Raw genomic sequence first — 13283 nt, forward strand, 5'->3', positions numbered from 1 at the left:
CATGGAATTACGTTTTCAGCAGGTCGATGTGTTTTCGGCAGAGCCCTTCAAGGGCAATCCTCTTGCCGTTGTTACCGGGGCAGATTCCTTGACCGACGCGCAGATGGCCGCCATCGCCAACTGGACCAATCTGAGCGAGACCACCTTTCTGCTCAAACCCACCTCGCCAGAAGCTGATTATCGCGTGCGTATCTTCACACCGCATAGCGAACTTCCTTTTGCCGGGCACCCTACGCTTGGCAGCGCGTATGTCTGGCAGACTCTGGCCCGCTCATCGGGCGATGCGCCGGAAAAGGATCTGATCGTGCAGGAATGCGCCGCCGGTCTGGTGCCGATCCGCAGACAGGCGGGTGGACTGGCCTTTGCCGCACCGCCACGGCGACGGTCCGGTCCTGCCAGTCAAGAAGAACGCGAACGGGCAATTCAGGCATTGCGGCTCGACACCGATGCCGTGCTCGACATCCAATGGGCCGATAACGGCCCTGGCTGGCTGGTTGTGCATGTCGATGATCGTGACACGGTGCTTGCCATAAAGCCTGACTGGGCCGCGCTGGTAGGGCAGAAACTCGGCGTTGTGGGAGAATGGCACAACAGCCCTGCCGCCACCGGGGCCTGTTTCGAAGTCCGCGCCTTTGTCGGGGAAAACCCCGGCTATGAAGACCCTGTGACAGGAAGCCTCAATGCCTCCATCGGCCAATTGCTGATCGAAAGCGGCAAGGCCCCTGACTCCTACACCGCCTTTCAGGGAACGGCTCTGGGTCGTGCCGGGCAGGTTTCGGTGAAAAAGCTGGGCGATGACATCTGGGTGGGTGGCGCCGTGGTCACGCGAATCAACGGCACTATCACCCTCTGATGCTCTGGACGGATTGCTCGCAGGCGCTGCGTTACCGTGCCCTGCAAGCGATCTGTGCCAGCGCCCTTGCTGCGCACCCCATACCCTAGTGGCAGGAAGCCGCTGGCAGGGATGTCAGGGAATCCAGTGTGCCGGACAAGACGTAATCACCGAAATCGATCAGAAGCCGGTCTTCCACACCATTGGTCCAGAGACGATCGCTATAGGCGGAATCGGGCAGAAGCGCGCCTGTGCCCGCCCCGAAACTGGCGATCGAGACCGGCACGGCCTCCTGCCCTTTCAGAAGCGGGCTTGAGAGGCTGGCGACCTGCGGAGCCAGCCTGCCCAGTGTGGCATAGGTGGGGATACTGCCTGTCTCGACACTGCCGTCGAACAGGTCGGTGGCGAGATGCAGTTTCTTTTCACGAGCGGCCTTCAACAGGGCCTGGGCCTGCTGCAACGGGAAAACCGTTCTGGCGGGAAGCGTTACGCTGCTTGTCTGCGGTCTGGTGTAATGCACCACGACCTCGCCCCGACGGTTGCGTGTCGCCTCGCCCGATGTCTCGCTCGTGACCTGCCCATCCTGACTCATGATGGTGCGGAAAACGAAGCGATGGGTGTTCTTGTCTTCCAGGGTCGCGGACTGAAAACCGATTGCGCTCGAACCGCCATCGCCGTTGATGATGTCGATATCGAGCTTCTGGCTGACAGACCAGGCGGTGCAGAGGTCGCGTATCTGATAGGTCGCTGTTCCGCTGGCACCAGCCAGCGCGCCTGCCTTGAGGCGCGACAGGCTCAGGCTATAGACGGCCTTGTGGGGCTGCAGACTGTCTGCCAGCGCAGGAGATGGCAGGGAGACTCCCCCTGCCACCAGCCCTGCCATCAGCCCGGATAAAAGCCGTCTCACGCAACACCGCCTTTCCGGCTCAGTCCTTCTGGGCGGTCGCCGCAGGCTGAACGCCTGCCTTGGGCTTGGGCGGCAGAATAGCCAGAGAAAGCTCCTTCAGACGGGCAGGCTCGACCGGGGCCGGGGCTTCCATCATCAGGTCTTCGCCGCTCTGGTTGAGCGGGAAGAGAATGACCTCACGGATATTCGGCTCGTCGGCCAGCAGCATCACGATACGGTCCACACCCGGTGCCGAACCGCCATGCGGCGGGGCGCCGTAGCGGAACGCGTTGAGCATGCCGCCAAAGCGGGCCTCGACCACATCCTCGCCATAACCGGCAATGGCGAAGGCGCGGATCATGACTTCCGGCAGATGGTTACGGATGGCGCCCGAGGAAAGCTCGATGCCGTTGCAGACGATATCGTACTGATAGGCCTTGATGGTCAGCGGATCCTGCGAGTTCAGCGCCTCAAGCCCGCCCTGCGGCATGGAGAACGGGTTATGCGAGAAATCGACCTGGCCCGTTTCCTCATTGCGCTCGAACATCGGGAAATCGACGATCCAGCAGAAGCGGAAGGCATCCTGCTCGATCAGATCGAGTTCCTGGGCAATGCGCGTGCGCACCTGCCCCGAGAACTTGGCCACGGCATCGCCTTCGCCTGCGGCGAAGAACACGGCGTCACCCGCCTTGAGACCACAGGCTTCACGAATGGCCTCGACGCGATCGGCTTCGAGGTTCTTGGCAATCGGGCCCTTGCCGCCATCTTCCTCGAAGATGATGTAGCCCAGACCGCCCGCACCGGCATCACGCGCCCAGCTGTTGAGCTTGTCGAAGAAACCGCGCGGACGCGTACCGGCACCGGGGGCCGGAATGGCGCGCACTTCGCCGCCATTGGCAGCGATACGGGCAAACAGGCCGAAACCGGAATTGGCGAACGCTTCGGTGACCGTGCTGATCAGCAGCGGGTTGCGCAGATCGGGCTTGTCGGAGCCGTAAAGACGCATAGCCTCGTCATAGGGAATACGACGGAACGGCGCAGTATCGACCTTGCGGCCTTTGCCGAACTCGGCAAACAGACCGCTCAGCACGTCTTCCAGAACCGCAAACACGTCTTCCTGGGTGGCGAAGGCCATTTCGAAATCGAGCTGATAGAACTCGCCCGGGCTGCGGTCAGCGCGTGAGGCTTCATCACGGAAGCAGGGGGCGATCTGGAAGTAGCGGTCAAAACCCGCCACCATGGCGAGCTGCTTGAACTGCTGCGGTGCCTGGGGCAGCGCGTAGAACTTGCCCGGATGCAGACGCGCCGGAACGAGGAAGTCACGCGCGCCTTCCGGCGAGGAGGCGGTAAGGATAGGCGTCTGGAACTCGGTGAAGCCATGGCCGATCATGCGCGAGCGCATGGAGGCAATGACCGCCGAACGCAGGCGGATATTGGCGGCCATCTTCTCGCGACGCAGGTCGAGATAGCGATATTTGAGGCGCAGATCTTCGGGATAGTTCTCGCTGCCAGCGACCTGGAAAGGCAGGACAGCAGCATGGGAGCGCACTTCGATCTCGCGGGCACGCAGTTCGATGGCACCGGTAGGCAAATGCGGGTTACGCTGGCCTTCCTCACGCGCCACCACGTCACCCGTGACCGTGATCACGCTCTCGACACGCAGACGCTCGACGATATCGAGCAGATCGGTGCCCGAGGGGATAACGATCTGCGTCATGCCGGTCTGGTCGCGTAGATCGATAAACAGAAGCCCGCCGTGATCGCGCTTGCTGTGAACCCAGCCGGACAGACGCACGGTCTGGCCGGCGTCGCTCTCGCGCAGGGCGCTGCAGCTATGAGTGCGATAGGGATGCATGGGCGTCTTCCTGATTCGAAACAGCGGGGGCGCAGGGGGCGAACCCCTGCCAATGGAGCGCAGGAAGCCGCTCCACCCCTTCCCTGTCAAGCATCGTCGAAGGTAACGGCGGCTTCACCCATCTCTTTTGGCCGCCCGGCGGTGGCCAGACCGACGATTTTGCCCTCTTCATCGATATAGCGTGCGGTGAAATCAAAGCGGTCGACATCGCCGTCGATCTCGACGCGCTCAAAACCACGCGGCCAGCCTAGATATTCGATTTTGCGATCATATTGCTGCGTCCAGAACCAGGGCGTCGTAAGAGCGCCACCCGGCAGACCGAGCATGGTACGCGCCGCGATGCGCGCCTGGCTCTGCGCCGTGCGCCAGTGTTCGATACGATATTGCCTGCCCTCATGCGTGACACTCGCGATATCGCCCGCCGCATAGATATGCGGCGCAACACGCATGGCCTGATCGACTTCAATGCCACCATTCTCGCTGAGTGCGTGGGAAGGCAGATAATCGAGCGCTGGCACCGCCCCGACGCCGATGATCACCAGATCGGCGTTGATCTGGCTGTCATCTTCCAGGGTCACGGACTCGACCTGCGTCTCGCCGTTGATGGCTTTGACGCTGCAGGACGAGATGAACGCCACACCCTTGCTCTCATGCAGAATGCGCATTTCAGTGGCGATTTCGCGCCCGAGCTGCTTCTGGAACGGCAGAGCCGAGTTGGACAGGACGGTCACCCCTGCCCCGCGCTTGCGCAGAGCCGCCGCCGCCTCCATGCCGATAAAGCCGGAGCCGATCACCACGACCGTCGTGTTCTCGCCCACTTTCGAGGCGATCTCACGCACGTCATGCGCGCTTCGCAGCGTATGCACCCCGGCAAGGGCGCTTCCGGGAATTTCGAGCTCTTTTGCGCGGGAGCCGCTCGCCAGAAGCACATGATCGGGCGTGAGGCTCACCCCTGCTTCAAGAGTGATCCTGCGCGTCTCGGTATCGAGCTTCACCACACGATCCATCACGCGTTCGATACGCTGCTCGATATACCAGGATTCCGGACGCAAGAGCGGGGGTGACGCCTCAGGATCCGGATTGGCGAGGGTCATCTTGCTGAGCGCGGTGCGATCATAGGGCAGATCTTCCTCGGGTCCGATCAGAAGAATGCGCCCGGCATATCCCTCGTCGCGCAGTGTGACGGCTGCTGCGATTGCGGCCGCACCGGCACCGATAATGGCGACGACCTCATGCTCGCGCATGGGCGCGGGTGCGTCAGGGCGCATGGCCACCTTGCCGACGAGAATGCGGCCATCATGAACCTCGACCGGGTAACGGGCGAGCGGGTCGAGCGCCGGTGGCTCGATCAGCCGACCGCTTTCTGCCGAGAAACTCGCCTTGTGCCAGGGGCAGACAAGCTGCACATCGCCATGACGCGATTTGCACGCCACACCCTGCTCCATCGGGGCGCCTTTATGCGGGCATTTGCCATCGAAGGCCCGCACTTCATCGCCCGACCGGTAAAGGACAAGGGCCTTTTCACCGATAGTGACAGGTGTGATGACACCTTCCTCGAGATCGTTCAGCGGAAGGACATCTGTCCAGTCCAGAAGTTCAGCGCTCATTTCCCTGTCCGTTCACTCGAAATTGGCTCTTTGTCTTCGAATGCAACGTGAGGAACGGGTTACGGTTGAAACCTATATTTTCTTTTCACCGTGCAACCGGCGGGTGGACCTCACCCGCTATCAGGCGAGACCGATCTCCTGCTTCAGCAGCCAGTCATGCATCTTCATGTTGGTGCGCCCGAAGGAGAGCGGGGTGACACTGACGTGATTGGCTGCAATGGCTGCAGTTTCAGTGCCATCCTCGTCTCCCGCATGATCGCGTTTGAGATGCAACCAGTGATAGGCGAAACGACGCATGTCATCACGCGACACCACCTCGATATCGCGCAGGAAGCCACGCCCCTGTGTGGTGGTTTTCAGCGGTCTGGCTTCCTCGACTGTGCAGGCGGGAAAATTGACATTGAGACAGGCCTGCTCTGGCATGGGCCTGCGGGCGAGAAGCCTGAGAATATCCGGTGCAAGCGCCCGGGCGGTCTCCCAGGGAACGGCCTTGCCTGCGGTAAAGGTCTGGCTCAGGGCGATGGACGGCAGATCGAGCAGCATGGCGGTCATGGCCGCACCTACCGTGCCTGAGAAGACAGTCTCCACACCGAGATTGGCGCCGCGATTGATGCCTGACAGCACGAGGGTTGGCAGGGCATCGCGCAGGATATGGCGGGCAGCAATCGCCACGCAATCGCCCGGCGTGCCAGTGACCGCAAAGCGCTTGGGGCCATGCTGATGGACGCGCAGCGGGTCATGCAGGCTGAGCGCATGGGAGATACCGCTCTGATCCTGCGCGGGCGCGACAACCCACACATCATCGCTGAGTTGCGACGCGACGTCATGCAGCACGGCAAGGCCTGGCGCATCGATACCGTCATCATTGGTCAGCAGAACACGCTGGAACAGGGACCCGCTCATTCAGGGATTTCCTTCATGCGATTATGGCAAGGCAAGATGACAAACAAAAACCCGGCACGAGGGCCGGGTTTTCGATCAAGCCCATCACAAGCCTGACAGAGAGATACTGCCAGAGGGGCGCATCGGGCGATCAGAAGGAATCGTCGCCCCAGCCACCTCCACTATCGCCGCCCCAGTCACCAGCGTCATAGCTCTGACCGGCATCCTGCCCGCCGCCCGCGAAGGGATCATTGCCGCCAGCGTCGCCGTAATTATTGTTGATGATGGTCTCACCACCGCCAAACCCGCCAGCGCCTGAATCGTGATGGCCGGAGAAGAGGCTCTCAATCGCGTTGGCTGCCAGCATACCGCCAGCGACGCCCGTCGCCGTTGTCAGGGCCGAGCCCAGAAAGCCTGAACCGCGCTGCTGGAACATGCCGGTAGAATAGCCAGGCGGCAGATTGGCCTGCGGCGGCGGGGCATAACCCTGACCATAACCCTGCTGCGGCTGACCACCCCAGCCCGGCGGCGGACCAGCCTGCTGCTGGCGATTGGCGCCACCACCGAACAGGCCGCCAAACAGACCGCCACCACCCTGCGGGCGCTGCTGCTGCGCCTGCTGGAGCTGCGACTGGGCCTGCTGAAGCTGGAATTCGAGCTGGCGAATGCGGTTCTGCGCCTCGGCCAGAGCCACTTCCTGCACGACAGCCATCTGCGTCACGCGGTAACGGGCCTCGGGATATCTCTGGAAATTATCCGCAATCCAGCGATCAGCCTCAGGATCGATGGGGGGCAGATTGGCCGGGGCCTGAGAGCCACCAAACCCGCTATTGGGCGCACCGCCGACGCGGGCGACGAACTGCGAAATGAGATCACGCTCTTGCTGGTTCATGGGGATGACTCTCCATCCGGTCAAAATGATAACGCCCTATAATGTGGTCGGAGGGCGTCTGAGTTGCAAGAGGCGAGCCCTGCGGCCGGGCTCCCTCGTCGCACTTCCCTGTAGACGGTATTGCGGCGATCAGGGCAGTGCAGCAGGCATGCGGGCGCTGGAGCGAGACGGGCGGAACGATTATGATCCGTCTGTATGACGGGAATTCATGAACCATGATCGACATCCAGCCTCTGGCGATATTGAGAGAGATTCACCGCACCGGAAGTCTGACTCAGGCAGCCGAACAACTCTGCCTGACACAATCAGCCGTTAGCCATGCCATCCGCCGGTTCGAGGATCGTCACAGCGTCAAGCTGCTTGAGCGAGAGGGGCACAAGCTGCGGTTCACGCTGGCGGGTGAGTATCTTCTAGGTCTCGCGCATCGTGTTCTGCCGCAGCTCGAACACGGCGCAGGCGTGCTTGAGGACTACGCACGCGGGCGGCGTGGCTCGATCAGGATCGGAATGGAATGTCACCCCTGTCAGGATTGGCTGATGCAGGTGGTCGACCCGTTTCTGGCTGCCTGGCCCGACGTGGAACTGGATGTCACAACGGCCTTCCAGTTTGGCGGGCTGACCGCGCTTCTGGGGCATGAAATCGATATTCTCGTTACCCCTGACCCTATTGAACGGCCCGAACTCGAATTCACACCCGTCTTCGATTACGAGCTGGTGCTGGCCGTGTCTGAAACGCACCCTCTGGCACGTAAACATCATGTCGAGCCAAAGGATCTCACGACCGAGACCCTGATCACCTACCCGGTCTCCCGCGAGCGGCTCGATATCTATACACGGTTTTTGGTGCCGTCACACACACAACCGCGCCGACATAGAACGGTCGAAACGACGGACCTCATGCTACGCCTTGTCGCCTCGGGTCGCGCCGTCAGCGCCACGCCTGACTGGCTGCTGCGCAAGGTGAAGGGCGTGAAAGGCGTGAGGATCGGGGACGGTATTCTCAAATCCATCCATCTCGGGCACCGAACAGGTACGGCGCCACCTTATCTGGAAGGTTTCATCAGCCTCGCCTCCAGCGTCGAGATCTGAACCAGATCAGACCTCTTCGAAGACGGGTGCGTCCCTCCCGAAAAGGGACCCAGCTCACAACATGACAATAAGTCATGTTATAGCGAAATATAATCATTTGTTTTCATGCCTTCCTCTGCGGAATAAACGGGCCTCGCTCGCACCGCGCGGCGGCATGAAGAGCGTGGCGCGGAGATTCTGGATCCAGAAGAGGATACCCGCCCATCATGACCAATGATTTTGCCTTCACGATCAAAAGCCTGCGCTTTGACGAGAATTACGCTCCCGCCGCTGGCACGAGGCTGACGACCAATTTCGCCAATCTCGCGCGAGGCGCCGCCCGTCAGGAAAATCTGCGTGCAGCCCTGCACATGATCGATCATCGCTTCAACGACCTTGCCTGTTGGGACAATCCGGAGGGCAATCGCTACAGGCTCGAACTCAATATCATCTCGATCGAGATGGATATCGCCGGATCGGGGGAGAGCTTTCCGGCCATCGAACTGCTTCAGACAACCATCTGCGATCTGTCGACCGGCAAACGCCTTGAGGGGATCATAGGCAATAACTTCTCGTCCTATGTTCGCGATTACGATTTCAGCGTGCGCCTGCCAGAGCATAATCGCGGACGTGACGGCTTTGCCGTGCCTGATGATTTCGGCGTGCTGCATGGCCGGATTTTTCAGGAATTCATCGCCTCAGAAAGCTACAGCAGCCGTTTTGCCAAGCTTCCGGTGATCTGCCTGAGTGTGTCCGAGAACAAGATTTATACCCGCACCACCAACCAGCACCCTGTGCTGGGTGTCGAATATGTGCCCAACGAGACATCGCTGACTGAAAGCTATTTCGGCAAGATGGGCATGCAGGTGCGCTATTTCATGCCGTCTGGCGTGAAGGCTCCTCTGGCTTTCTATTTCTTCGGCGATCTGCTGAACGACTATTCTCCCCTCGAACTGATCAGCACGATCAGCACGATGGAGACGTTCCAGCGCATCTACCGCCCCGAAATCTACAATGCGAATTCCGGCGCCGCTGCGGTCTACAAGCCCAGCCTCAAACAGAGCGACTTCTCCAATACCCGCGTCGTTTACGATCGCGAGGAGCGCACGCGTCTTGCCACCGAGCAGGGAAAATTCGCGGGCGAGCACTTCATTGCGCCTCACAAATCCTTTCTCGACGAATGGGCGACAAGACACGCAGCCTGAGCGCCATTCTGCCTGCATTCTGATCTGACTATTCTGGAAAACCACGCCTCATGACCAAGCTCCTCCCAACCGCTACCGCTGGCAGCCTGCCCAAACCATCATGGCTCGCCGAGCCGGAAAAACTCTGGTCTCCCTGGAAAATGGAAGGCGATGCCCTTGTCGAGGCAAAGCAGGACGCGTTGCGCGTCTCACTGCTCGAACAGCAGGTTGCCGGGGTCGATATCGTCAGCGATGGCGAGCAGACACGCCAGCATTTCGTGACGACCTTCATCGAGCATCTTGCCGGTGTGGATTTTGAAAAGCGCGAGACAGTCACGATCCGCAACCGTTACGAGGCCAGTGTGCCGACGGTTGTGAGTGCCGTTGCTCGCGAAAAGCCTGTTTTTGTCGAAGACGCAAAATTCCTGCGCCAGCAGACAAAAGCCCCCATCAAATGGGCGCTCCCTGGCCCCATGACGATGATCGATACGCTCTATGATGCCCATTACAAGAGCCGCGAGAAACTGGCCTGGGAATTCGCTGCCATTCTCAACGCAGAGGCGAAGGAGCTGGAACAGGCCGGCGTCGATATCATCCAGTTCGACGAGCCTGCGTTCAATGTGTTTTTCGATGAGGTGAATGACTGGGGCATCGCCACACTCGAACGTGCCATTGAAGGGCTCAAATGCCAGACCGCCGTGCATATCTGCTACGGTTACGGCATCAAGGCCAATACGGACTGGAAGAAGACGCTCGGCCATGAGTGGCGCCAGTATGAGCGCACCTTCCCCAAGCTTCAGGCCTCGGCGATCAATATGGTCTCGCTGGAATGCCAGAACTCGCATGTGCCTATGGAACTGATCGAATTGCTGCGTGGCAAGAAAGTCATGGTGGGCGCCATCGATGTGGCCAGCAACCGGATCGAGACACCGGAAGAAGTTGCCGCAACGCTGCGCAAGGCGCTGCAATTCGTCGATGCGGAAAACCTCTGCCCCTGCACCAATTGCGGCATGGCACCGCTCTCGCGCAATGTGGCCAGAGGCAAGCTCAAGGCGCTGGCCGCCGGCGCCGAGATCGTCCGTCGGGAACTGACCTGTTCCTGATCGACACAGCCGCAAAGACGGGCTCGTCAGACAGCCCGTCTTTGCCTGCCCGGAAATACTTGCCTAGGTATTCCGGGCCTCTGGATGTCTCGAGCACAAGGATACTCGCCCGGTTATGAGGCTTACGGTTTTCGAGGCTGACCCCATTCACCCCACACAAGTTCTGAACACACTGCTTATCGTGGCTTCCCGACCCGCATTATACGGTTTCACAGGACTTCGAGGGTGAAACACTCCCAATCACTGGGTTCGAGACGGTCGCAGCAAATCCGCCCGTCAGATACGGCACAGAGAAAACGATCTGTCTCATTATGGAAAAACGCTATCCTCCCATCGGGAAAACGATGATACCGATAGTAAATTTCAGCTCCCTGATTGTTGTCTTTCTCTACTGACAGACAATCGCCTAACTGAGTAGTAAAGGCTGCCCAGCCTTGGTGGCCAAGATGGGCTATCAACTGGACTATACGCTCGCCGTCACCGGCACCATGGTGCACGATGCCGGTCTGGCGATCAATTTGAACCACGCTCTGATGGAAAGTCTTTATTCTATAGGATTGTTCTCTACTTATACCCTCAGGTTCGTTTACTTTCTCATTACGCCAGACCTGCGCTGCAATGAGATCGATCAGACCACGGGCTGTGTTAGCTGGATCTTCCAGACGGTAGAATGCCGGTTGCCCTGGATCGCGTCTCATCAGCGTGATCCCCGGCGCAGTCACGTAGCGCATACGGGCATTATTTACGCGATCCATGAGGACGAAGTTAGAGGACACCAGTCCATCGCACGTCATGGCAATACCAGCTGGACACTCACAAAAGATATCATTGTGAAAAGCCGAACCAACGAAGCCCACTGTGGGTCGATGCTCAGAAAACAGGCGTAACTGCTGCCTGACTCCCAATGTCTCTGGCGCGATGATCGTCAACCCTTCACGCGCGAGATAGGAAACGACCTCACGCTCGCCCTCAATATGACGCATCTGACTATTGAATTCTGCCCTGGAAAGATAAATCGCTTTCCCTTCGCCAACGTCTTCACCGAATTCTTGGCCAATATTATTGCAAAACTTCGCGAAAGCTCGATGGGCAAAGTGGTTTTCCTCAAATGAGGTGCCTGCAATCATAAGCGCTTTGACCCGGGTCGGTCTTTCGAAGACAACAAAATCATCCCGCTTGAGGCCGAGAAAGGAGAAAAACTCAGCGAGCCAAGGTATGGCAAAAAGGAAGTCCACGGTCTTTTCAGCATGAACGAGTATCTTGAGACCTGCGTAGACCTGACGCCCACACCAATACCGCGGGAGAGTTTCCGTAATGAAATGCCCATAGTGCGGAACAATATTGCCGCCGTAATAATAAAATGGCTCGGGAGACAAGGGGTAGCCGGGCGATGGACTTATGCAAGAACTCTCAGACTGACCAAGCGCATAGTTCGGCCAGCCTCTTCGGGGACCAGCACTTTGAATCATCCGACCGTACGGATCGTAAATTCCATAGTGCGAGTCATAATGACCCGGTATTCGAGGAATATATAGAACATCACGAAAGGTATCTACGTGCGGATCATTCTCAAAAATCTTCAGACCATGATCTACGCAATGAGATTCGAAAATCATAGCAAAACCCGACCCCACAATTACCTTTAATGATCAATAAAATATAAGATATATTTGTCAATTATTTTATTTATATAATAAATATCTTTGACAGCCTGTTGCGTGGGATAATTTCATCTCATAATGACGCGCATACTCCATCGGGTCGCAGAGTATTGCTCAACAAAAACTGGGGAAATCTTACCGCCATCAGCTCCGGACAGCACAGGGCTTCCATTGTCCAAGCCCCGCTATAGAGAGCATGACATGTGCCTGCACCTGTACCTTTACGGATATCAAAGCATGACCCGGTAAGCCTGCCGCTTTTGCACTCATGGCGGGACGTCTGGGCGAATTACCCGATAAATTCTTTCGGTTCAGGGGCTCATGACATGGGCTATAAAGGTCGTGCCAGGCCGGAGGAAAGCCATGACGACATCATTGACTGACCTACAGGCCTCAGTGGCGCTGCTTCACGGCTATTCGCTGGAAATCACCGCGAAAGAGCTGTCCGCCGCCCATGACATTGCGTCGGCCCTTCCACCGTCAACCCTGATGATGGTGCCTCATCTGGCGAAAACCCCGGATCAGTCGCGTATGGCCGCTGCCTGCGCCATCAGACAGCTGGGGCTGAGCCCTGTGCCCCATTTTTCGGCGCGGCGCATCGCCTCAGAAGAAAGCTGCGCGCACTTTCTGGCGCAATTGGTGGCGGAGGCCGGGGTCGATCACTGTTTTGTCGTGGCGGGCGATCCAGCAGTGCCTGCCGGTCCCTTTGCCGATAGCGCGACCCTGATCGGGACAGGCCTGTTCGAACGCGCCGGTATCAAAGTTCTTGGCGTTGCAGGCTACCCCGAGGGTCATAAACATATGGCGCCTGCCGAGGCATGGCATGTTCTCGAGGCCAAGTGCCGGGATATCGCGGCACGGGGCATGCAGCCCGAAATCGTGACTCAGTTCTGTTTCGATGCGCCGACCATACTCACTTGGCTTGCCGCCCTCAGAACACGCGGGATCGATTGCCCGGTCAGGCTTGGCATTCCCGGCCCGGCCACGATTGCGTCGCTTCTGCGCTTTGCCGCAAGTTGCGGGGTGGGCGCCTCGGCATTCGTGCTGGCTCATTATGGCATTTCCGCCAGCAAGCTCCTCTCAAGCGCCGGGCCGAACAGGCTTGTCGACGATCTGGCAGAGGGGCTTGGCGACGCGCATGGCAGGGTGAGCCTGCATTTCCATCCTTTCGGTGGCCTTGCGCGCCTGATCGACTGGCTCGAACAGTATCGCTGAATAAAACGCCTCCTTGCGGTTTTGTCTGCACCCGCTCCCGGAGGAAGCTGCGCAGACAAAGCGCGGCAAATGACCCGAGATTGGCTTGTTCCCCTCATC

At 59.0% G+C, this 13283-nt stretch carries 11 protein-coding genes; 5 read left to right on the plus strand and 6 right to left on the minus strand.

Annotation, left to right across the window (positions count from 1 at the left end; translation table 11 throughout):
• Window position 1 precedes the first annotated feature (1 nt).
• Window positions 2–853, plus strand: a complete 852-nt coding sequence (locus IEV53_RS06340) for a PhzF family phenazine biosynthesis protein (protein WP_188425962.1) — start codon at window positions 2–4, stop codon at window positions 851–853.
• Between the two features lie 85 nt (window positions 854–938).
• Here the strand turns inward: IEV53_RS06340 and IEV53_RS06345 are convergent, their stop codons facing one another.
• From IEV53_RS06345 to IEV53_RS06365, 5 genes are all read right to left on the minus strand, one after another.
• Window positions 939–1739, minus strand: a complete 801-nt coding sequence (locus IEV53_RS06345) for an EipB family protein (protein ID WP_188425963.1) — start codon at window positions 1737–1739, stop codon at window positions 939–941.
• Window positions 1740–1758: 19 nt separating this feature from the next.
• Window positions 1759–3573, minus strand: a complete 1815-nt coding sequence (gene aspS, locus IEV53_RS06350) for an aspartate--tRNA ligase (RefSeq protein WP_188425964.1) — start codon at window positions 3571–3573, stop codon at window positions 1759–1761.
• 86 nt (window positions 3574–3659) lie between these two features.
• Complete coding sequence (locus tag IEV53_RS06355) at window positions 3660–5180, minus strand: FAD-dependent oxidoreductase (RefSeq protein WP_188425965.1); 1521 nt, start codon at window positions 5178–5180, stop codon at window positions 3660–3662.
• A 120-nt stretch (window positions 5181–5300) separates the two neighbouring features.
• On the minus strand, window positions 5301–6083 hold the full coding sequence (gene surE, locus IEV53_RS06360; RefSeq protein ID WP_188425966.1) for a 5'/3'-nucleotidase SurE: 783 nt from the start codon (window positions 6081–6083) through the stop codon (window positions 5301–5303).
• A 130-nt stretch (window positions 6084–6213) separates the two neighbouring features.
• Window positions 6214–6954 (minus strand): DUF2076 domain-containing protein, encoded by a 741-nt coding sequence (locus IEV53_RS06365; RefSeq protein ID WP_188425967.1) that lies wholly within the window; start codon window positions 6952–6954, stop codon window positions 6214–6216.
• 215 nt (window positions 6955–7169) lie between these two features.
• On the opposite strand from IEV53_RS06365, the gene IEV53_RS06370 reads away from it, so the two are divergent.
• From IEV53_RS06370 to IEV53_RS06380, 3 genes are all read left to right on the plus strand, one after another.
• Complete coding sequence (locus IEV53_RS06370) at window positions 7170–8042, plus strand: LysR family transcriptional regulator (RefSeq protein ID WP_188425968.1); 873 nt, start codon at window positions 7170–7172, stop codon at window positions 8040–8042.
• Window positions 8043–8248: 206 nt separating this feature from the next.
• On the plus strand, window positions 8249–9226 hold the full coding sequence (locus IEV53_RS06375; protein ID WP_188425969.1) for a putative oxygenase MesX: 978 nt from the start codon (window positions 8249–8251) through the stop codon (window positions 9224–9226).
• A 50-nt stretch (window positions 9227–9276) separates the two neighbouring features.
• A complete protein-coding gene (locus IEV53_RS06380; protein WP_188425970.1) occupies window positions 9277–10308 on the plus strand; it encodes a methionine synthase in 1032 nt (343 codons plus the stop codon).
• Window positions 10309–10517: 209 nt separating this feature from the next.
• Here the strand turns inward: IEV53_RS06380 and IEV53_RS06385 are convergent, their stop codons facing one another.
• Entirely contained in the window at window positions 10518–11924 is a 1407-nt protein-coding gene (locus tag IEV53_RS06385; RefSeq protein ID WP_188425971.1) for a glycosyltransferase 61 family protein, read from the minus strand.
• A 408-nt stretch (window positions 11925–12332) separates the two neighbouring features.
• Between IEV53_RS06385 and IEV53_RS06390 the strand changes: the two genes are divergently transcribed.
• Window positions 12333–13184, plus strand: coding sequence for a methylenetetrahydrofolate reductase (locus IEV53_RS06390; RefSeq protein WP_188425972.1), 852 nt, complete (start codon window positions 12333–12335; stop codon window positions 13182–13184).
• Window positions 13185–13283 lie beyond the last annotated feature (99 nt).

Source organism: Asaia siamensis, assembly GCF_014635085.1.
GTDB lineage: Bacteria > Pseudomonadota > Alphaproteobacteria > Acetobacterales > Acetobacteraceae > Asaia > Asaia siamensis.